The 22,220-nt window shown below is 60.6% G+C and carries 17 protein-coding genes; 11 read left to right on the top strand and 6 right to left on the bottom strand.

Translation table 11 applies throughout. The features are described from left to right. Positions 1-585 precede the first annotated feature (585 nt). Positions 586-933, top strand: coding sequence for a hypothetical protein (locus tag HWX91_RS24000; RefSeq protein ID WP_028195072.1), 348 nt, complete (start codon positions 586-588; stop codon positions 931-933). A 35-nt stretch (positions 934-968) separates the two neighbouring features. Here the strand turns inward: HWX91_RS24000 and HWX91_RS23995 are convergent, their stop codons facing one another. The 5 genes from HWX91_RS23995 to HWX91_RS23975 all read right to left on the bottom strand — a co-directional run bounded on the left by HWX91_RS23995 (position 969) and on the right by HWX91_RS23975 (position 4,391). Beyond that, positions 969-2,609 (bottom strand): MFS transporter, encoded by a 1,641-nt coding sequence (locus HWX91_RS23995; protein ID WP_028195071.1) that lies wholly within the window; start codon positions 2,607-2,609, stop codon positions 969-971. A gap of 19 nt (positions 2,610-2,628) precedes the next feature. Then, complete coding sequence (locus HWX91_RS23990; protein WP_028195070.1) at positions 2,629-2,913, bottom strand: DUF3303 domain-containing protein; 285 nt, start codon at positions 2,911-2,913, stop codon at positions 2,629-2,631. A gap of 402 nt (positions 2,914-3,315) precedes the next feature. Then, complete coding sequence (locus tag HWX91_RS23985; RefSeq protein ID WP_028195069.1) at positions 3,316-3,543, bottom strand: hypothetical protein; 228 nt, start codon at positions 3,541-3,543, stop codon at positions 3,316-3,318. A gap of 187 nt (positions 3,544-3,730) precedes the next feature. Then, positions 3,731-4,015, bottom strand: a complete 285-nt coding sequence (locus tag HWX91_RS23980) for a hypothetical protein (protein WP_028195068.1) — start codon at positions 4,013-4,015, stop codon at positions 3,731-3,733. An 88-nt stretch (positions 4,016-4,103) separates the two neighbouring features. Beyond that, positions 4,104-4,391: a hypothetical protein gene (locus HWX91_RS23975; RefSeq protein WP_028195067.1), complete on the bottom strand. Its 288-nt coding sequence runs from the start codon at positions 4,389-4,391 to the stop codon at positions 4,104-4,106. 415 nt (positions 4,392-4,806) lie between these two features. Between HWX91_RS23975 and HWX91_RS23970 the strand changes: the two genes are divergently transcribed. After that, on the top strand, positions 4,807-6,969 hold the full coding sequence (locus HWX91_RS23970) for a serine/threonine protein kinase (protein ID WP_028195066.1): 2,163 nt from the start codon (positions 4,807-4,809) through the stop codon (positions 6,967-6,969). A gap of 42 nt (positions 6,970-7,011) precedes the next feature. Here HWX91_RS23970 and HWX91_RS23965 read toward each other — a convergent pair whose 3' ends face one another. After that, the gene (locus HWX91_RS23965) at positions 7,012-9,012 is read right to left on the bottom strand and encodes an SUMF1/EgtB/PvdO family nonheme iron enzyme (RefSeq protein WP_028195065.1); all 2,001 of its coding nucleotides are present in this window, start codon (positions 9,010-9,012) and stop codon (positions 7,012-7,014) included. A 408-nt stretch (positions 9,013-9,420) separates the two neighbouring features. Between HWX91_RS23965 and HWX91_RS23960 the strand changes: the two genes are divergently transcribed. The 9 genes from HWX91_RS23960 to HWX91_RS23920 all read left to right on the top strand — a co-directional run bounded on the left by HWX91_RS23960 (position 9,421) and on the right by HWX91_RS23920 (position 22,189). Further along, positions 9,421-9,924, top strand: coding sequence for a DUF4399 domain-containing protein (locus tag HWX91_RS23960; RefSeq protein WP_028195064.1), 504 nt, complete (start codon positions 9,421-9,423; stop codon positions 9,922-9,924). A 46-nt stretch (positions 9,925-9,970) separates the two neighbouring features. Beyond that, a complete protein-coding gene (locus HWX91_RS23955; protein WP_028195063.1) occupies positions 9,971-10,414 on the top strand; it encodes a DUF4399 domain-containing protein in 444 nt (147 codons plus the stop codon). Between the two features lie 294 nt (positions 10,415-10,708). Further along, a complete protein-coding gene (locus HWX91_RS23950; protein ID WP_028195062.1) occupies positions 10,709-11,011 on the top strand; it encodes a hypothetical protein in 303 nt (100 codons plus the stop codon). A 246-nt stretch (positions 11,012-11,257) separates the two neighbouring features. After that, positions 11,258-12,721, top strand: coding sequence for an efflux transporter outer membrane subunit (locus HWX91_RS23945; protein WP_174459535.1), 1,464 nt, complete (start codon positions 11,258-11,260; stop codon positions 12,719-12,721). A gap of 226 nt (positions 12,722-12,947) precedes the next feature. Further along, positions 12,948-15,548, top strand: coding sequence for an FHA domain-containing protein (locus HWX91_RS23940; protein WP_028195060.1), 2,601 nt, complete (start codon positions 12,948-12,950; stop codon positions 15,546-15,548). Continuing rightward, on the top strand, positions 15,526-16,899 hold the full coding sequence (locus HWX91_RS23935) for a beta-barrel domain-containing protein (protein ID WP_028195059.1): 1,374 nt from the start codon (positions 15,526-15,528) through the stop codon (positions 16,897-16,899). Before HWX91_RS23940 ends, HWX91_RS23935 begins: the two co-directional genes overlap by 23 nt. Before the next feature lie 34 nt (positions 16,900-16,933). Beyond that, positions 16,934-17,686, top strand: coding sequence for a peptidylprolyl isomerase (locus tag HWX91_RS23930; RefSeq protein WP_028195058.1), 753 nt, complete (start codon positions 16,934-16,936; stop codon positions 17,684-17,686). A gap of 91 nt (positions 17,687-17,777) precedes the next feature. After that, entirely contained in the window at positions 17,778-20,834 is a 3,057-nt protein-coding gene (locus HWX91_RS23925) for a peptidase domain-containing ABC transporter (RefSeq protein ID WP_028195057.1), read from the top strand. Continuing rightward, a complete protein-coding gene (locus HWX91_RS23920) occupies positions 20,831-22,189 on the top strand; it encodes a sigma-54 interaction domain-containing protein (RefSeq protein ID WP_028195056.1) in 1,359 nt (452 codons plus the stop codon). The genes HWX91_RS23925 and HWX91_RS23920 overlap by 4 nt, the downstream gene beginning before the upstream one ends. The last annotated feature ends 31 nt before the right edge of the window (positions 22,190-22,220 follow it).

Genomic DNA, 22,220 nt, shown 5'->3' with positions numbered 1-22,220 from the left:
CTACACACGAAATTGCTTCGGTGCAACGCAAGTCAAACGTCGCAAGTGAGTGGTTCCAAACCTGAAGACGCAGGTAAAAAGGCGGATGAAGGTTGGAGCAGGGTAGCTACGAACTGTCGGCTTGTTCGGTGTGCGCACGCTATTCTCGCAACCGCAGCATCGCCAATGTTCCGCCTTAGCTCGAACTCGCCCCCGATCTGCGTGAACCTGCTCGCTCCACTTTAACGTTTGCGCATGCCGCGGAGCATCTGGCGGAGCTCCAGCATCCAGTCGCAATGTAAAGATTGGTTATAATTCGCGCGGTTAATCCATCGGGCGATCGTCCCAAAAAACGAATGGGTTAAATTGCTTCTGCCGTCAGACAAGACGGCGCGGGTTTGACAGCCTGCTGAGATGGACCGCACTGCCTGCGAAAGCAGGTAGTGCTCACCTACGCATGTCCTCTATGGGCGGGCCGTGGTGAGGGGGCCGCAAGGTCCGCCGGTTTGGTTCATCTCCCGGTCTGTCAACCTCGCTACGTGCCCGCTCACCCCAATCTGTTTAGCGAGTGTCGGGCGATTCAAGGAAGCAACCTGGAATCGCGCCATGAGAAAAACCGCTGAATCCCTATCTCTCCCGCAACCGTATAACGCTGACGCCCACGCGAATGTAAAACGCATCGCGAAAGCCGCAGCCGAGTTGAGCGCGAGGCATGCAGCCCAGTTCGCCAGACTCACCGCGCTGGCGAGATCCATACAAAAGTACCTGCCGGCGAGCAAGGCGAAGCGAAGTGATTGCGTGCAATTAGCGCGTACCCTCGTTGACCATGCTGAACAGTACAGGGAGCGGGCAGACTTGGAGGACATCGCATTTTCAATAATCGCGACTGATAGTCGATATCTGCTTGACGACGAAGCGCGTGCTGAATTTCTCGGAAAAACCGACTCCCGCTAGCCGGCCCCGAACCCCATAGCGAAGCTTGCCGCCCCTCATAGCACATGCCCCCGCGGCGGAACCACCTCACCATGCGCCGCTCCTCCGCCTGCGCCAACCTCCGCCTCCAAATATCCGATCCGCACCGGTGGCACAAACCACGCAAGGCACAATCCGGTCAACGCAGCCGCACCCGCCACCAGAATGCCGATATGAATCGACTGCACCAACATGTCCCGCGCCGAATTCATCATCGCGTCGCCCGCGTGCCCCGCGCTGACCAGGCGATCGATCAACGCCGCCTGCTCCGCGCGGTCCACCAGCAACTCGGGGCTCGCAAACGATTTGAACCACTGCGTCGCCTGATATGACGTGAGCGAACGATGCACGCCCTGCGTGTAGAGATGTCCAAGCAACGCGCCCGTCATCACCGTGCCCAGCATCCCACCGAAAGTGCGCAGCGATTGCAGCAACGCAGTCGCCGCGCCGAGCTGGTCGCGCGCGACGATCTGCTGAGAACAGACTGTCAGACTCGTCGCGACCAGACCGAGTCCGAGCCCGCTGATTCCCATACACGACATCCACACCAGATGCGGCTCCGTACCCCGCAGCACGACCACGCTCAGACATGCCAGCGCGGATAGCGCGAAGCCGACGTACATGATGCCGTTCGCGCGGCGAATCCGGGTGACAATACGATTGTTCACCACGCTGCCGATCGTCGTGCCGAGCAACAGCGGCGTGATCAGCATCCCCGAGTCGTGCGCAGACATCGCATAGCCGCCCTGAAACAGCAGGGGAACATAGAACACCAGCGAAAACAGCGCGAAACCGCCAAGCACGGACATCGCAAAGAGCGCGAAGAGTTTGCGGTCCAACAGCATATCCACGGGAATGATCGGATACGCGATCCTGCTCTCCCACAGCCATAGCGTCAGAGAAAAACTCGCTGCAACAACGGCCAGCACAATCGTTATCGTGTCGATGCCGTGCTTCGGAAACAGTTCGATCAGCAATTGCAGCGCGCCGAAGGTGACCGCGATCACAAACGCACCGAGCCAATCGAGCCGCACGGGGCCCTTGCTTCGCAGATGACGCAGCGGCGGCAGAAAGCGCTGCACGAACAGCAAGGACACGACGCCCACCGGCACGTTGACGAAGAACACCAGTCGCCATCCGCCGTATTGCGTGAGCATGCCCCCGAGCGTCGGCCCAACCATATTGGCAAGCCCGAATGCGGACGTCACGAACACGAGCCAGCGCAGCCTCAGCTTCGGATTGGGAAACAGATCGGCAACGGTGGCGAACACCGTGCCGATCAGAATACCGCCGCCGATCCCTTGCAAACCGCGAGCCATCACCAGTAACAGCATGCTGGTGGCAAAGCCGCACAATACCGATGCACCGGTAAACAAGAGAATCGCGGCGATCAGGAACGGCTTGCGGCCGAACAGATCACCCAGTCGTCCGAAGATGGGAATGGTGATGACGGAGGCCAGCATATAAGCCGTCGCGACCCATGCGTATAAATCGAAACCTTTGAGATCGGCGACGATGCGCGGCAGCGCGGTGCCGACGATGGTTTGATCGAGCGCCACCAGCATCGACACAAAGGCAATACCCAGCATCGCCAGCAGCGACTCGCGAAACGGCAAAAGTTGCCCATTGGGTGGAGGCGTATCGAGGCTGGGTGTCATGTCCGTTTTGCTTGTGTACTTATTTGCGCGCGGCCTGGTGCGCGCTCAATGCCGCGCCGAGGTCTTCGTCAGTCATGGCAGGGCAGATGCTCATTGTCAACAAATCACCCCATTGAAGAGCCAGCGCAGACATTCCACGCGTATCGTCTGCCTCAACGACCGCAAAGCCATGCAAGCCACCGATCGCATGCCAGCGTCCCAGTAGTTTGACGCCTTCAGGCGCGACGCCGCCGGTTTTCATGAAGCGCTCGATGACGGCGTTTTCCGCAGCCGGCAGACCATTCCATTGCACGATGAATTTCATTTGATGCCTCCAGTTTGATCGGGCGATGCTGACGCGTGGCGCGCCATTATTGCCACCCGCGCTGTGCGACGTTCTTGCATACGCCGGCGCCGTGAACGCCTTTGCGCCAGGATGCTGTCCGAGCATTCTGCGCAAGCGGAAAGTGACATAAAACCAGGTGGCATCCTAAACATCATAGGTGAGCACACGAGCCCCGAGGTCGCAGCGTACGGACATTCACCAGGCCAATCGAACAAGACACCAGTCGCCGGAACAACAGACAGCTACGTTTATTTCCAATTGCAGGCGCCTCGTGCGTCCTACAGGAAGGAACTTCTAATACGGCTATCGACGATGCCGGAATCGAACTTGTTGGAAGCGCGCCATACAACGTGCCGTTGCGGCGAACATCTGAGGCGGGCCCTACGTGCGCGGCGATTGGAGGGGCACCGCGGTGCTGGAAGCATCGGCAATTGTCTGACGTGCAGCCGGAAAGCCGGGTGGGTAGTCCACAACGCGCGCGGAAAGTGGCGCCGCCAGCATAGTGATACTCGCACGCGCGCCAACCCGTGCGCCGCCGACAATGGCCGCCATCGCCTTGCGGTCGAGTTCGACGCTTTCGGTGAGGTCTTTGATAACGAGCTTTGCCATGGTGGCTCCGGTGAAACGATTGAGCTGACGGCTGGTGCGATCTTCCAGCCGCCGCCCGGGGTGTGTTTGTCTTTGGGTGTACGGAGGTCTCGTCGCACTATCAGTATAGGAAATCTGCTTGCAGCCCGCCTGTTGGATATGCATGGACCGCAGCAGAGAAGTCCCCGCGCTTCGCTACTGCGTGCCGTTAAGCAAAGGCATAGTTGGCGCCCGACAACGACGGGCTGACGTTCAGATGAAACGGTACGACATTGGCGCCGACCATGCCGATGTCGTTGAACGCCGCAACGTTGACCGTTTGTACCTGGGTGAGGTTCTGGTCGATCTTGACGCTGACATTGGCGATTCCGCCAAGGCCGCTCATCGACGGCACGCCCGGCACGCTGGCGCCGGTGCCGCCGGCCACCGCCGACATTGCGTGGCGGTCGAGCTCGCGGGTGCGGGATAGATCGCGAATCATGAGGGATGACATGGTGATTCTCCAAAAGTGCGCGGAAGTTAGGGGTGATCGGAGCGAAGCGGAACTGGCCGAGGGCCAATCCGCTTCACCGGGTCAGGCTTTAAACGTTGATGTTGTTGCTCGACGTGACGCAGGGATTGATCGTCGAAGTGAGTCCCGTGGCGAACGCGACGTTGTTGCCGTTGGCGTTCTGGATGTTCATTTCGGTGCTGATCATCTGTGTGGCGCTGACCTGCTTGCTGTTGTTCGGCGCGAACACAGGGCTAATGTTGGTGTACGACGTGCCGCAGGGGTAGCAGCCGAAGCCGAGGCCGCCGCGCACGGCACGCATGGCCTTGCTGTCGAGTTGTTCGGTGATGGACAGGTCTTTGATCATCAGCGTGTTCATGGTAAATCTCCTGGAAGTGAAGGTGAGAGTGTTACGGTTGGGTTCGAGCATCTTGTCTGCTCGAGCATCACTAACGCATGGGCCGTGCCAGTTTTATTCGCGCGTCCTAACAAAGCCTGCGAAGCATTGATGGTCAAGGGTTTCGCGTCACGTCACTGCGTCAAGGTTGCAGGATGGCGACTAACCCACAACGGGAAGCTGATGGCGCGCTCCCAACAACGCGCGAGATTCTGTTGGATGCCGCAAGACACTGGCGGGAGGCGCGGGCAGCGGGGCAATCCTGGTTTGCGAAAGCATGGGTCGGGGACTAGTATCGAAGCGGCACATGTAACTGGTTACGACAGGTTTTCTATTGGCCCGACAGGCCCCGGTCGCATGCGATCCGGCCCAACGGCAGCGGGGGCGCTTCGCACACATGGCTAGCCTTGCGCACGTAATTCGCGACTATCAGAGCGGCGAGCTATCACGTGATGAGTTCGTCGCTCAACTCGACAGCACGTTGACGACCGAAGGACTGGGTCCCACGCAGCTGCTGGAAATGCTCGGCGTAGCGCATCGCAGATCCCCTCTGCCCGAGGACCTCTACGCCGAAGTTCGGCGGCGCATCGAACAGTTGCGCGTGTCGAACGTGGCGGCCGGCGGTGAGGAAACCGGCATACAGACCACCGTCGAGATACCGTCGCCACGCTCATCGAACTCAACGAACTCAGCGAACTCAGCGAACTCAGCGAACTCAGCGAACTCAGCAGGCCCGACCGGCACGCCGGGATATGACCAGATCAAGGGCACAGGCGATACGCTGAACAACCGCTTCGTTCTCGAGGAATGTCTCGGTGTGGGTGGGATGGGCACGGTGTACAAGGCGCTCGATCTGCGCAAGCTCGAGGCGTCGGATCGCAAGCCGTATGTCGCAATCAAGGTGCTGAACGTCCAGTTCCGCGGCAATCCGAACTCCCTCGTCGCGCTGCAACGGGAAGCGCGTAAAGCCCAGGTGCTGGCGCACCGCAACATCATCGCGGTGTACGACTTCGACCGCGACGGACCGATCGTCTATCTGACGATGGAATACCTCACCGGCAAGCCGCTGAGCCAGCTATTGCGCACGCCGGGCTACAAGGGCATGCCGGTTCGGGCCGCGCTGCCGATCGTGCGCGGCATGTGCAACGCGCTGGCCTACGCGCACGAACACGGCTTCGTGCACTGCGATTTCAAGCCTGCCAACGTCTTTCTCACGACGAATGCCGAAGTGAAAGTCATCGACTTCGGCATCGCCCGCGTGTTCCAGCGGTCCGAGGAGGAGAGCGATGCCACGGTCTTCGATCCGGGCAGTCTCGGCGCATTGACGCCCGCGTATGCGAGCCCGGAAATGATCGAGCATCGCGAGCCGGACCCGCGCGACGATATTTACGCGCTCGGCTGCATCACATACGAGTTGTTGACCGGCCACCATCCGTTCGACCGCTTGTCGGCAACCCAGGCTCGCAATGCGGACTTCAAGCCGCAACGGCCACCCGATCTCGATTCGAAACAGTGGCGTGCATTGCGTGCCGCCCTCTCGTTTGATCGCAACACGCGCATGCCGAGCGTCACCCGCTTCATCGCGGAGTTCGATGACGAAGCGCGCGCGGAAAAGTCCGGTACGTTGGTCAAGACGGGATTCGCGGGCTTGGCGGTCGTGTGCGCCGCAATTGTCAGTGTGTTTGCTTTGCGCTCCGCGCCGAATCGTCAGAGCGCGGCGCAACCGTCTGCGAGTGCGTCGCAAGCCGCTACCGGTCGGGAGGCTTCGGCGACTACGCCTGTTGCTGCCGCAACGGCGGCAAGCGCGCCTGAGCCACCGTCCGCCGTCGTGCCAAATGCGGCGGCGCCTGGCGCACCCTCTGCACAGCCCGCGCCCAAGCCCGTGCTGACCCTGGCCGCCATCGCCCCGGTGCTGGCGCAGGTGCCGTGCTCGGCACTGTCCGCCTCGGCACAGGACCACTCGCTGATGGTGCGCGGCTACGTTTCGCAACGCTACGGTGCGGCGCGTCTGAAGGACACGTTAGCGGCGCTTCCGGGCGTCGATGCGCTGACGCTTCAGGTCGAGCCGCTCGCTGACGATAAGTGCGATGTGGTCAAAGCACTCTCTCCCTACTGGATCCACAACTGGCAAGCAGGCCACGTTGCGTCGCTGCGCGTGCGTCCGCCGGGCGGCCAGTTGCAGGAGGGAGATTCACTGGTTGTCGACGTGACGACGCCCGCTTACGACTCATACGTGAATCTTGACTACTATCAGCTCGACGGCAGCGTCGTGCATATGGTGCCGAGCCCGCGCGCCAGGGACAATCAGGCGCCGCCGCACTACGCCGCTACCATAGGCGGCGCGGGCGACTGGATTATTTCCAGGCCGTTCGGAGCGGAAATGGTGGTGCTTCTGATCACGCCGGTGCAACTGTTCGATAAGCCGCGGCCTGAAAGTGAATCGCGTGCCGACTATCTGCAAGCTCTGGATGCGCGGCTCGCGCAGATCACCGAAAAGTACGGTCAGAATCATATCGTCGCTGACTTCGCGCCGATTACAACGAAACCGCGCACCCCTTAAGAGACGGGCCGCGACAGCGGCGATACCGGCCTTCGCTTCACTTCACTTCAGGTCCTTCACCACCCTGACACCATCCTGCGACTGGCGCACGCTCGCGCTGTACTTGAAGCGCGTCGCGCTCAGCATGTAGTTGCCGCCTTCGCGCCACGAGCCGCCGCGAATCACTCGCATGTCGCAACTGGGACTGTCCCACGCGCGGCCGTCAGAGGGTGCGCCCTGGTAGGAGTTGTGCCAGCAATCGGCGACCCATTCCCAGACGCTGCCGTTCATGTCATACAAACCGACCGGATTCGGCGCGAACGAGCCGACGGTCTCGGGCCCTTCCTTGTGCCAAGGGGGGCCGCAATCCATGCAATTGGCGTTGCCCTTGCGCATCTGCTCGCCCCACCAGTACGCCGTGGTGGTGCCGCCGCGGTCCGCATATTCCCATTCGGCTTCGGTGGGCAAGCGGTAGGGTTTGCCGGTCGTTTTGCTCAGCCACTTCACGTACTGTTGCGCGTCGTCCCAGCTAATGTCGCGTGCCGGCGCCGTCCTGTTCGTATTGCTCTCCGGAGTCAGTTTCGGACAGGCATTCGCCGCAACGCATGCATTCCATTGTTCGACGGTCACCTCGTACTTGCCGATCGCGAACGGCGCGCCGATGGTCACGCGGTGGACGGGTTTTTCGGAGGGGTCGTCGGTATTGCTGCCCATCGAGAAAACGCCTGCGGGCAACGCGACCATGATCGGACAGGCAGCGCAATCGTGGCTCTCGCCCGCGGCCGGTGGGTGAGTTGCGGATTTTTGCGCGACGACCGGCGCGGCAGGCGCCGCGGTTTGGGTACCCGGTGCCGTTGTAGGCGCGGCAACGTGCGAGTGATCTTGCGTGGCAGCGCTCGCGGGCGGGCTTGGTCGCGCGGCTTGCGGTGACTGTGCAACGGCGGGCGCAGCAGACGGTGTGAGCGCCGGCGCAGCAAGTGGCGCACTCGCTGCTGCCGCGGCGCGCAAGCGGTCAATGCGTGCGTGAGCAAGCGTGGCGAAGCGTCCATTCGGATAGGCCTTCAAATAAGCTTCGTAATCGCCGGGATAGTTGCTGTCCTTGATGGAATTCCAGAACGTGATCTCATATTGCTCGCTGCTGTCCTTGGGCAGGATGCCTCTGCTGTGCAGCGCGACTACGGCGTCCTCGACCACGGCAGACGCGCGCCTTGCGCTCGCGCCGCGAGATAGCGGCTCGTTCAGATTAAAGTCTTCGGCAAGCGAAGAGGCAAACCACGGAGTTTGTTCGCCGGCAGTCAGCTTGACCACTCTGGCCGCTACGCGTTGCAGCAATCGCGCGAGAGACAGCGTTGAAGAAGGGCCGCCGAGCGCATGCAGCAAGGCGTTTGTGTAAATGCCGTGATGTGCGCCATCCGCCGCAAAGCCGCCGGGCGCCGTCGCGTACGCGATCAGGGTATTGGCAGGTAAGGAAGTCGTATCGGGTGATGCATCCACGGCGAAAGGATTGTTCAGACAGGTATCGAGAATGATGAGGTTGAGCGCTTTTGCGCGCGGTGCACCCATAGCCTGCAAGACGTTGTCCAGATCGATACCCTCTCTGACGAGCCGTGCCGGCGAGCGTTCATCCAAGCCCGCAGGTAAGAGCAACGTCTGCGTTCCGATTTGCACGCCATGTCCCGCGAAATAGAAGAGTCCTGTGCCACCTTCGCGCAGACGTTGGCGAAATTCGCCGATGGCCTGCTGCATTTGCTGCGGCGTCACGTCAGTACGAAAGATGACTTCGAAGCCGAGCGCATGCAGTCTGTCGCGCATGGCGCTAGCATCGCGTCCAGCGTTACCGCTGATCGGGTCCGCGCGATGGCCGTATGCGCCGTTGCCGATCACCAGAGCTACTTGAGCAGAGTGCGCGTTGTTCTTCGGAAATGTGAGCGGCGTGCTCAAGGCGGTCGGATAGGGGACGGTAGCGCCATGCATTGCGTCGCCACGCTGCGCCGCGGCACAAACACTGCCGCAGTACGCCTGAATTGCCCCGGCCATGCAGACTAGCAGGAATGTTCGCCACATATTCATATCCTGTTTGTTCCGGACAGAACATAGGTATTCGACGACCGCGAAGCTCGCAGCAGCCTTTGGAGTGGATTGGGCGCAGCATCGGCACTGCGATCGGCAATCCATCGGCAACCTATGAATAACGATAGCACGCGGTTTGCGCGTCACAATGGTCCGCACGCCTTCAATGCGTTATTCGGTTAACGAGCGTGGCGTATCTTTTTGGCAAGTTACGTCCTAAGCTAATTCACAAAGTAGCGCAGTACGTCCGTTTTATTAGTGCTGCCGCTCATCCACGAATGACGTGAACCCGCGACGTGAATCCACGTGGAAGTACGCCAGTGTCCGCGACGTCCGCTCGGAGCGTCTGGCCGCAACCGGCCGCAGTGGAGCAGCCAGGACCATTCTTCGGGAGAGTGCGCAATGCGAAGAACCCTCACATCCGGCGTACTCGATATACGTCGCAGAACGAAGACAACGCTTGCGGCTCTCTGCACGGCCTGGTTCGCCACCGTCATTCTCCTGCTCGGTACGGCGTCGCTGTCCGACTCAGCACGTGCCGAACAAACCCCTTCGCCCCCGGGCGCCGAGGAATACATCATCTGGCCATCAGATGGTGCGGTAATTCACGGCGGCAAACTGTGGGTCCGCATGGGACTGCGCAACATGGGCGTGTGCCCAAAGGGCGTGGCGGTTCCGAATACGGGGCACCACCATCTGCTGATCGATACCGACCTGCCGGCGCTCGACCAGGAAATTCCGTCTGATCGAAATCACCTGCACTTCGGTGCGGGTGAGACGGATGCGCGCATCGAACTGCCGCCTGGCAAGCACACGCTGCAACTCATTCTTGGTGACCATAATCACGTTCCGCACGTGCCCCCCGTGTATTCGAAGAAGATCACCATCACCGTACAAAAAGACTAGCTGTCCCGTTCATTTCAGGCGGGCTCGTCAGGACGGAGAAATCAACATGGACAGGATCATCGCGCTTGCGGCGCTGCTCGCATTTGCGGCATTGACATCACTGGCATCGCCGCGTCTCGCCGTGGCCGGTACGACTCCGTCGCCGGCCGGCGCGCACGCCTATATCGGCTATCCGAACGATGGACAGGTCGTGCCCGCCAATAAGCCGTTCCGGGTCTGGTTCGGTCTGCGCTATATGGGCGTGGCGCCGAAAGGCGTCAAGTATCCAAACACGGGACACCACCATCTGCTGATCGACACCGACCTGCCGCCGATGGATCAGGAAATCCCGAATGACCGCAATCATCTGCATTTCGGCGCGGGCGAAACGGAAACGATGATTCAGCTTCCGCCGGGCAAGCATACGTTGCAACTGTTGATGGGCGACGACATGCACGTGCCCCACAATCCGCCCGTGTATTCGAAGAAGATCACCGTCATTGCGCGCTAGCCGCCTATGCGGATATCGACCTGACACGGCTTGCTCGTTTCAATGTCACGTCGCAGCCAACACAATCGCGCGGCTTGTTGGCTGCGATCCACCAGTCTCACTCCGTCGTATCCTTGCAGTCGTATCGGCTCTGGAAGTACAGCATCTGCAAACGCCTTTATCCACGGTCGTTCGCGATCTTTCTTAGGATCGGAAATCAAAACTGGCACAGCCCATGCGTTAGTGACACTCGAGCAGACAAGATGCTCGAACCCAACCGCAAGACTGTGCTGTTTCCCTTCCAGGAGATTTACCATGAACACGCTGATGATCAAAGACCTGTCCATTACCGCTCAACTCGACAGCAAAACCATGCGCACCGTGCGTGGCGGCCTTGGCCTTGGCCTTGGCCTTGGCTACGGCTATCCGTCGTCCTCGTTTCTCAACTTCTCGCCCGTGTATGCGCCTAACTACAGCAAGGCCGTCGATGCCACTCAACTGATCAGCACGACGATGAACATTCAGAATGCCAACGGCAACAATGCAGCGTTCGTTGCCGGCGTAACGACCACGATCGATCCGCATGTGAGCTCGAGCAACAACATCAACGTGCACTAAACCGCGCAGCCGACCGCGGAGGCCCTCGGGTCTCCGCGGAATACGCAAGCTCAACGAGTCAAAAAGTTCTGCGTCCAATCGTTCTTTTCACACGACCCACGCGTTACCGCTCAATCCCCGCGCCGACCCTCCTGTACCGCTTCGATGGTGAAGACGGGCAGCACATGCTTTACTTAAACAGCGCGTTCTTCTCGTGCGGCGTAGCAGGTGTCATCGGAGAAAATCGTGTCTGCGTTGTCCGATTCCATGGTTCTTCAGCGCGCCAGCAATGCGCCGGCGCGGCGCGGTGCGAGCCGCCGGATTGCGGCGCTGCGCGGACTCGGTGCGGCAGTGGTCTGCGCGCTGTCGCTAGGCGCATGTGTCGATGTCAGCATGCCCGACTACAAGCGGCCCGATACGCCCGCCAAGGGATCGTGGTCGGATCAGAAAGGCGCGCCGGTGTCGGCGGCCGCGACGATCGAACCGGACTGGTGGAAAGGCTTCCACGATCCGTATCTGGACACGCTGGTCGCGAAGGCCATTTCAGGTAACTTCGATATCAAGGTGCTGGCCGCGCGCATTGACGTGGCCAGCACGCAGATCGGCGAGGCTAAGGCCGGTGCGCTGCCGACCATGGATCTTGGCGGCGGCGCCGATTTCGAAAAGAGTACGAGACAGACGTTTGCCAAGCAGTACAACGTCGCCACCCAGGTGAGTTGGGACATCGACATCTGGGGCAAGGTGGAGAAGGGCGTGCAGGCCCAGAAGGCCGAATTTCACGCAAGCGAAGCGGATTGGCGCGCCGGTTATCTGGAACTGGTGGCGAACGTATCGAGCACCTATTTTCAGATCCTGCAGTTCGATGATCAGATCGAGCAGCAGCAACAAACGCTCGTCACGAACCGGCAGATTCTCACGATCTACGAAGGCCAGCGCCGCAACGGCCTTATACCGCAGACGCAGGTGCTGCGCCAGCAGGCCGAAATCAACCGCCTGACGAATCAGTTGCTCGAATTGCACCGCTCGCGCGATGTCGCGAACAACGCGCTGTGCACGCTGCTCGGCGTGCCGGCGGGCGAGTTCCAGTTGCCGAAGGGGCATTTGCAACAGCGCGTGCAATTGCCGGTGGTGCCGGAGGGCTTACCTGCTCAACTTCTGGCGCGGCGTCCCGACGTCGTGGCCGCTGAGTTCAGGGTACTGGAAGCCTATAACCTGGTCGGCGAGGCCAAGCTCGCGCAACTGCCCACCATCAACCTCACCGGCCACGGCGGCACCGCAAGCTTCGCACTGACTGATCTGCTGAAGTCGTTCACGTACGGATTAATGCCCAGCATCAATATTCCGCTTCTCGATCCCGGTGTGCGGGCTCATGTGAAAGTCACGCAGGCGCAATCCACGGTTGCCGAACAGCAGTACCGCGTCGCCGTTATGGGGGCGTTCGAGGAAGTAGAAAACGCGTTGGTCAATCTGAACTCGCATAAGGCGCAGCGTGTGGAATTGCAGCAGGAAGTATCGCGTCTGCAGATCGTTGCCGACCAGATTCAGTCGCAGTTGCGCCTCGGCGTGGTGTCGCAGCTGGAAGTTTTCGAAACTGAACGGACCTTGCTGGAAGCACAGCAGGAACTGCTCGCCAACCACCAGTTGATTCTGTCCGACACGGTGCTGCTCTATAAGGCACTGGGCGGTGGCTGGCCGAGCGTGGATGTACAAGCCGAAGTAAAGGAGCACTGAGCTAATCGGTGACAGGGTGCGTGTGGCGTATTTCGACTGCATATGACTCGTGAATGGCTTATACAACCGACGATGTGGAAATTGACACTTGCCATGTGTGACTTAAAATTTGTAAGGAGCCGGACTCTGCGTGGCTCGCCAGAAAATCCAGTATTCGCCGTAGTTCTTCCTTCCGTTCCTCCTGTGCTTTCGACGCAGCGGGTAAACGATTAGTGATCCAGATAAAATGACGGCCGGCGAAACCCCGATAGCTGAGATGCGCGCGACATTGGACGCCACGTTCGACGTGGTGCTGTCGCCGGTTGCGTCCGCGCAGCGTCCCGCACTCGACGCGATCCGGATCGTCGACAGCCTGTTTGCGATCGGCCGAAGCGACCCGCCGTTTAGCGATTACCCGGCCGACCGGATTGCCCGCCTGTCACGCCGCCATGCGCGGATTTTCACGGAGCACGGCGCTGTCTATGTCGCCGACCTTGGCAGCAAGAATGGCACGACGCTCAACGGCGTTGCGGTGCGGCAAGCGCCAGCGCGGGTGCGCGCCGGCGACGAACTGTGCTTCGGCGGCGAGCTGTGCTATCGGGTGGGTATCGAACCGCGCGCGCGGATTGTCGCCGCCGCGACGGCGGCGCCGGTGCCTGGCCTGCTGCTGGTGCCGCAGCGCGACGACCTTGGGCTTCTGCCAATCGACGTGCAGGCGTTTCCATTTCTCATCAGCAAGACAGACGAGGTTTTCGCGCGCTACAAGGATCGCTATCCACACCAGGTCAACTACATTTCGCGGCGTCATGCGCATGTCTTTCTGAAGAGTGGCGAACTCTACCTGGAAGATCTCGGCAGCACCAACGGCACATTCGTCGGCGGAAAGCGGCTTGACGAAGCAGCCGTGCCGCTTGCGGAGGGAGACGTCCTTGCATTTGGCGGCGATCACTTCGTCTACAGGGTGACACTGAAACAACCCTCGGACGTCGAGCCGACCGTGACCCAGCTATCCCTCAACGCAGCAGCCGGCGAAGCAGCCGATGCCGACAAGACCACCTTCGTCGGCGCCGCGCATTCGTTCCTCGATATCTTTTGCGTCGACCCGGGGCTACAGCGGGAAGATGAAGTCAACGAGCAGGCTCACGCTGCCGCCACACACGCGAAGCGTGATACGCACACTGGCGGTGAAAACGGTGCAAGCGGCACTGGCGGTACCGGCGGAACCAACGGCAAGCAGGGCTCGAACGGCTCACATGGTCCACATGTAGCCAAACGCCGCCCGCAACGTTGGCGGCTGCTCGCGGGCGAACTCCGAAATGCCTTTGCAGGCGGTGAGCGTACGATCGAGCGTCGCGCCGTGTGGGGAAGCTGCGTCGCCCTTGCCGTTCTGCTGGCTGTCGCGCTGACCCTATACATGCGAGGTTCATCGGAGCGCGACCTGCGAAATTTGCTGGCGAGCGGCGATTACAGCGGCGCGGTGACGGTGGCAAACGACTACCTGGCCCACCACCCCGACGACACGAAGATCGGCGCGTTAGCGAGCGAAGCGCTTCTGAAGGCAAAACTCCCCGGTTGGTTGAACGCGTTGCAAAAGGCGCAGTTCGACCAGGCCGACGCGTTGCTCAAGGATATGCGTTCGTTGAGTACGAACAATGCGGACGCTGCGTCTCTGGTCGGTGAATTGCAATGGGTGGGCGACCTGGAGCGCTTCGTCACGGGGCGCGGCGGTGTGGAGGCGCCAATCCGCATGTACGCGGACGAGAGCACCATCAAGGGCCTGCTGCAACGCTGGGAAGACGACGCGAAGGGCCATCAGCGCGCGCTCGACCGCATTGCCTCCTATGTGCCCGTGTTTGCGGAGCCGTACGCGCAGGCGCTGAGCCATCTGCGCAAACTGGAAAGCGACGACTCGGTGTACATCGCCGCCATCGACCGCCTGAACGGCACCATTCGCACCGAGCTGGCGCGCGACAAACCCGACGCGCTGCCTGCCGTCCTCGACGATTATGCGCAGCGCTATCCGCGACTGCTCGGCCTCGACCGAGTACGGGAAGATTTGCGGGGCTATACCGAGGTGTTGAACGCCGCGCTCAGCCGGCAATTGACGTCCTTGCTCACATTGCTGAGAACGGTGCGTTTCAGCACGCCGCCATTTCAGGCGCAGTTCCAGCAACTGGCCGCGAGCCGCCTGCCGTCGCCGGACATCATCCAGCGTCACGATGCGGCGAGCGCAGCGTGGCAGCGCGGTGATACCCAGCAGGCCTTAAGCGACTTGCAGGCCATGCCGGCCGGGCCGTGGTCGGACGTGATCGCCGCGGAACTGATGCATAAGAAAGCGTTGCTCGATCAATTCGCCGACTTGCAGAAGATCCGTGGCAGCAAGGACTACGAGCAACGCCTGCTGTCGTTCTACGCCAGTCTCGATCCGACAGCGGATGCGTGGTTCGTGCAATCGATCCAGAAAGACGTGGCCGCTTTGCACGACAAAGCGCTGGCGCGCGCGCAAGACCTGTTGCTGCGCGGGCAGAGCCTCTGGAAACAGTATCGGGCGAATGGCCCGATCGGCGGTACGCAACGGCTCGAAGCGGGGATCTCGCCCGGCTTTCGTAGCGCGGCGCGTCTGCTTTCCGATGCACAGGCGGCGGCGCAGCAGGGTATGCGCATCTATACGCAACTGAAGGCGGATCACTCCGCCGATTTTGACAGGCTGCTGGCGGATATCGACGCCGAGGCGGATTTGCAGCGCCGCTCGCTGACCGAGTTGCGCATGGTGCTTGACCCTGGGCTGTTGAAGGCGAAGCTGGCGTTGATTGGAGGCGAGCAGAGTGAAACGCGACAATCACCCTAGACCGTTGTCGGAGGCGCTGGAGGACCACAGCGTCGAAGGCATTGCGATTCTGACCGCGGAGCCGGTGAGAATCGCTCGCGCGCTGATCTGGGCGATGGTCGCGCTGGTGGTGGCCGGCCTCCTGTGGTCGTTCGTCGGGCGCGCGGATGTGATCGTCAGCGCACAAGGCACGCTGTCGCCGGAATCGGAGGTGCGCCGCATTTACGCGCCGATCGACGGTGAGCTTGCCGACCTGTACATCGCCGAGGGGCAGCCCGTATCGAAGGGCGACGTGCTGGCGCGACTGAACGCGCGCGGCGCGATCGAAGCCGCGAGCAACGCGCTGCAGGCGCAACTCAAGCTCGAAGACGCCGAGCGTGACTGGAAGCAGTTCCCTGAGAAGAAGGCGCTAATGGAGCGTAAGGCGGCCGCGTTGAAAGCGCAGATGGAGGTCGAAGCGCATCTGCACGAAAATCGTGTTTCCGAAGGCACGACGAAGCTCGCCGAAGGCCAGAAGGCCGAACTCGACGAAGCGCGCAGCGTGCTCGACAATGCGCGCCGCACGCGTGAGGCGGCGCGTCAGGAATTGGACCGCTATTCGCAACTTTTCGCCCAGCCGGGTGGCGGCGGCATCGCCGAGCTGCAGGTAGAGCAGAAACGGACCGCCGCGCTGGAAGCGGATAACGCCTACCGCGTTGCGCAATCGAAACTCGCGGAGCTGGATTTTCGTCTCAGCCATGAATACGCGCAGGCCAATGCGCAGCTCGAAACCAGCGGGCAGCAGACCACCGACCTGCAACTTCAGTACGACTCCGCAGTCCGCGACATCGCGGATGCGGAAGACAAGGCACGCCTGCAATTGCAAAGCGCGCGCCTCGCGGCGGAGGCCGCCGCGCGGATTCGCTTCGAGAATATCGACAAGGACAATTTCCTGCTGATCCTCGCGCCGGTGTCCGGCGTCATTACCGACGTGACCTCCACCCAGCGGGGCGACAAGATTCAGGCGAACGCGCCGCTCGGCGGCATCGCGCCGAAGGATGCGAAACCCGTGCTGAAGATCGAAATCGCCGAACACGATCGGGCTTTTCTTCATGAAGGCCAGCCGGTGAAGCTGAAGTTCAACGCCTTCCCATACCAGCGCTACGGCTTGATCAACGGCACGCTTGCCTATATTTCGCCGGCCACCAAGCCTTCGTCGCAGGACAAGCAGCCGGTATACGAAGGCCGCGTAACGCTGGAGAAGAACTACTACCAGATCGCCGATACCCGCTATCCGCTTCGCTACGGCATGACGGCGAATGCGGAAATCGTGGTGCGCGAACGGCGCCTGATCGATCTGGGTCTCGATCCTTTCAGGCAGGTCGCGGGATGAGCGCGGACGACACATCAATCAAGGAGCGGATGACATGACTGCGATAGTACGAATCGACGATGAAGTCGTGGACGTTTCCGAGTTCATTCGTCTTCTGAAACTGACCGGCCAGTTCGAGAGCCTGATCGAGCAGATCGTGCGCGACAAGCTCACGGTGCATGCGGCGAAGAAGCAGGGCATTGCTGTCACAGCGGACGAAATCCAGCAGCGTGCCGATCAGTTTCGCCGCGTGCGCGGTTTGCATCGCGCAACCGATATGAATCAGTACCTCGACGCGCTTGGCGTGAATCTCGACGAGTTCGAAGCATTCATTACCGACGGCCTGTATCAGGAGAAGATGCTAGACCTGGTTGGCAACGAGGCGGCGATCAAGGATTACTTCGCGCTCAACTCGCCGAAGTTCGATGCAATCGAAGTGAGCCATATCGTGTTGGACAGCGAGGGCAAGGCGAAGGAAATGATCTCGTACCTGCGCGACGACCCCGACAGTTTCGCCGACATGGCGCGCGAGCATTCAATTGCGGATACGCGCGAAGCCGGCGGGGTGATCGGCAAAGTGCTGCGCGGATCGCTGAAGCCGGACATCGAGGCGAAGATTTTCAACGCGGCGGTGGGCGATCTGCTCGGGCCGTTTCCGTCGGCGGATGGTTCATGTTTCGAGATTTTTGCCGTGACGGCGAAATATCCGGCAACGCTCGATGCGGACGTGGCCGCTGAAGTCAGGCGCTTGCTGCGCGAAAGCTGGTTGATTGCGCGAGCGCAGGAGCATGTGATTGAAGCGCGCTGACCGCGTACTTCGCATTGCATTGCCCGCCACGCAACAGTGCGATGCAACATAGAGCAAAGCCACGCACAGCCGAATCGAGGTCCGCAAGCATATGGATGCCCCCCAGACCGCGCCCTCCGCCGCCGAGTTTCTCACCTCGGTGGAAATTCTCTCGCCGTTCTCGCGCGAAGAGATCGAGCGTCTCGCCGAGTACGCGCAGGCGCGCTTCTATTCGTTCGGTGAAACAGTATGCTCGGCGGGCGAAACGGCCGACGGTCTTTACGTGGTGCGCTCAGGGTCGGTACGGATCTTCACCGAGGAGCATGGCAAGGAAACCAGCATGGGCGTGCGCAAAACCGGCGAGATTTTCGCCGACATTGCGATGTTGCGCACGTACGTGCATGAAGCGTCGGTGCGGGCTTCGGCGAAAACGGAATTGCTGTTCATTCCCCGCGCCGCGATCGAGCCCGTGCTCGCCGGCAATCAGGCCGCCCTGGCCTTTATCGCGAGCTACGTGGCAATCAACTCGGCGGGCGGTTTCGTCGCGCAGTTATTCGATCTGCGCGGCAAGCTCAATAAGGCGGAACTCGAAGAGTACGTGCGCAGCGTCGGCGTGAAACGGGTGGCCGCCGGCAAGGAAATCCTCAAGCAGGACGGGCGCGATGACCGTCGGCTCTACGTGGTTCGGCAGGGCGAAGTGCGCATTGTCCGCCATGAGGAAGGCCACGACTACACGCTCGCGACGCTGGGCGAAGGCGAGATTTTCGGCGAGAAAGCCTGTTTGATGCGACAGGAGCAAATGGCGTCGGCTGTGGCGACGACCGATACGCGGCTGCTGGTGATCCCCGAGCGCACGGTCCATTTCATTCTGGAGCGCAATCCGAAGCTGCGTGAAGTCCTGGATGAGCGGATCCGTTACGGCGAGCGCGAGCTGCAAAGGCAAAAACGCCTCGAGCAGCGCCGCAAACTGCCGCTGATGCTCGATCTGCAAACCAAACCCGAGTTCGGTGAAAAGGTTATCAAGCGCTTTGCGCTGGTTGAACAGGCGGAAGAAATGGATTGCGGCGCAGCATGTCTCGCCATGGTCTGCCGCCACTACAACATCCCGATGACGCTCGGCAAGCTGCGCGAACTCGCCAATGTGACCACGCAGGGCGCGACGCTCGACAGCCTCGCGCGTGCGGGCGAATCGCTCGGCTTCACCGCGCGCGGCGTGCAATGCACATTCGATTCATTGCGCGGTTTCGATCTGCCCTTTATCGTGCATTGGGAGGGATACCACTACGTCGTGGTGTACGGGCTTTCGAAAGACTACGTGTGGGTCGCGGACCCGGCACTCGGCTTCAGGAAATTGACGGTTGAGGATTTCGAGCGCGGCTGGAGCGGCACCTGCCTGCTCTTTACCGGTGGACCGGATCTCTTGCAGATGTCGGCCGCGCGTTCACCGTGGATACGCTTCGTGGGCTATCTGAGGCCGTATAAGAAGATTCTCGGCCATCTGTTTCTCGCCACGTTCGTTATTCAGGTGCTGGGCGTGATTCCGCCGCTGATTATCCAGAACATTCTCGACGGGGTGATCGTTCACCAGAACGTCAGTCTGCTGCATCTGCTGATCGGCGGCCTGATTATTGCCAACGTGTTTTCGCAATTGATGTCGTCGATCCGCGCGTATCTCGCCAATTTCATGGTGCGCAACATGGACTTCGCGATGATGTCGCAGTTTTTCAAACACACCCTATCGCTGCCGTTCTCGTTCTTCGCCAAGCGTAAAACGGGCGACATCTTCGCGCGCTTCCAGGAGAACCAGACGATCCGCGCCTTCCTCACCGAGTCCACGGTGACCACCGCGCTAAACCTGCTGATGGTGTTCATCTATTTCACGATCATGTTTGTCTACAACGTGAAGATGACGCTCGTATTGATCGCCTTTGTGATTCCGATTATGGCGTTGACGGCGCTGGCCACGCCGAAGATCAAGAACTACGCGCGTGAGGTGTTTACAGCATCGACCGAATCGAAGTCATTTCTGATGGAAGCGCTTGCCGGTGTCGAGACGGTCAAAGGTATGGGTATTGAGCGGCCGGTGCGCTTGCGCTGGGAAAAGAAATATGCGAAGGCGCTCGAGGTGCAATACCGGGCGCATGCTTTCAATATTCTGGTTGGGCTTGGCAGTCAGTTGCTGAACGCGGCGACTACGATCGCCATTCTTTGGGTGGGGGCGAATCTGGTGCTGGCGCGCGAAATGACCATCGGCCAGTTGATCGCTTTCAATGCCTTCATGGGCAGCGTGCTGGGCCCGCTGATGGGCTTGGTCGGGCTGTGGAGCATGCTGAACGATGCGGGCGTGGCGATGGAACGCCTCGGCGACGTGCTCGACATCGAGCCGGAACAGAAGCCGCAGGACTTGCCGTCGCGCGTAATGCTGCCTGATCTGCAAGGCGAAATCAGTCTCAGCGGGGTCTATTTCCGCTACGCCGAAAACGATTCGGCGTACGTGCTGGAAAATATCAGCTTCGACATCAAGCCTGGCGAACTGGTGGCCATTGTGGGCCGCAGCGGTTCCGGCAAGACCACGCTCGCGAAGCTGCTGGTCGGTTTCTACACACCGACCGAAGGCAAGATGACGATCGACGGCTACGATCTCGGCGTGGTCGATAAGGCCTATTACCGTGCGCAGATCGGCTATGTGATGCAGAGCAATCTGCTGTTTTCCGGCACGATTGCCGAGAACATTGCAAGCGGTGACGATGCGCCCGAGCGGCGACGCATCGAGGAAGTCGCGAAGATGGCCGACGCTCACGCGTTCATCAGCAAGATGCCGCTTGGCTACGAGCAGATTGTCGGCGAGCGCGGCATTGGCTTGTCCGGTGGGCAGATCCAGCGTTTGTGCATCGCCCGGGCGCTTTACCACGACCCGCGTCTACTGGTTTTCGACGAGGCGACCTCGGCACTGGACTCGCAATCGGAAAGCAATATTCTCGGCAACATGCACGATATTCTGCAGGGCCGAACGGCGGTGATCATCGCGCACCGGCTCAGCACCATCATGCGCGCGGACAAGATTCTGGTGCTGTACGAAGGGGCGATCGTCGAACAGGGCCGTCACGATGAACTGATTCAACGCGGCGGCATGTATTACCAGTTGGTCCAGAAACAGTTGAGTGCGTGATGAAGATACTCGACCAGGTTGAGGAACCCAGCCCGGCGATTTCCTACGCAGGGCTGATCGAACGCATCGAGATTCTGCGCTCCACGCTGCGCTGGTCGTCCCGGCTCGAGCGTGCCGATATCGACAAGCTGCTCCGGCAAGCCACTTCCTTACGCGACGAGGTCATGCAACTCTCGCACAAGGAGCGCTTCGTACAGGCTGCCACGACTGCGGAGCCGGTCGTTGCTGCCGATCAATCGCGAGGCGCGCGCAGAAAGGCGTTGATCGAGCGGAGTTTCATTTTCGAAGGGACATTCGGCGACAATCCGCGTTTGCTGGAGTCGCTCGAGATTGCCGAGAAAGCGGCGCCGACCGACCTGCCCGTATTGATCGACGGTGAAAGCGGCACGGGCAAGGAGTTGATGGCGAAGGTGATTCATGCGAATGGCGCGCGCTCGGACAAGCCTTTCATTTCCGTGAATTGCGGCGCGATTCCGGACAATCTGCTGGAATCGGAATTGTTCGGTCATCGCAAGGGTGCGTTCACAGGGGCATCGAATGATCGCAAGGGAAAGTTCGAAAGTGCGCATACCGGTACGATCTTTCTCGACGAGATCGGCGAGCTCCCGCTGGCCGGTCAGGTGAAACTGCTGCGCGTTCTGGAAGCGCATGAGATTCAGCGCGTGGGCTCCGATGAGACGATTGCGGTCGATACGCGTATCGTCGCGGCGACCAATCGCAATCTTCGGCAGCTCAGCGAGGAGGGCAAGTTCCGCGAGGATTTGTTCTACCGTCTCAGCGTGATTCACGTCACCTTGCCGCCGCTGCGTGAGAGACGCGATGAGATTCCGCTGCTGATTGCATGGTTCGGCGATGAGGCCGCCGGCACGCTGAAACGCAGGCCCGTCAGATTGACGCCGCGTTTACGCGACTTTCTGCTGAACTATGCGTATCCCGGCAATATTCGTGAACTGCGCAACGTGATGTATCGCGTCTCGTGTCTGGCGGGCGAGGTGGCGGATGTCGATCATCTGCCGGTGGACATGCGGCCGGCCGCTCCGGGTTCCGCAACGGCTGTGTCCCATGCGGAAAAAGCGACGGGACAGGAACCGATCAGCGTGGCGAACCTGATGTCCCTGAGCGACGCAAAGCGCGCCGCGAGCGACGACGCCGAAAAGGCCTTCCTGGAGCGCGGCCTTCGGGAGGTAAGCGGTACCGTGGCGGAATTGGCGCGGCGCATCGATATGAATCGCTCGCATCTGCAAATGCTGCTGAAGAAGCACGGCCTGCATTCAAAGGACTTTCGCAACCGCAACGCACCGCCTACGGGCAGAAACGGTACTGACGAGCACGACGACGAAGACGCCGATAGCTGAAACGGGGTGTCTTGCGTGACGCGCGCTGCGA

The organism is Paraburkholderia fungorum, assembly GCF_902833645.1.
GTDB classification, from domain to species: Bacteria; Pseudomonadota; Gammaproteobacteria; order Burkholderiales; family Burkholderiaceae; genus Paraburkholderia; species Paraburkholderia fungorum.
Note: the sequence above shows the minus strand (reverse complement) of the source record. Positions and strands in the feature narration are given on the sequence as shown.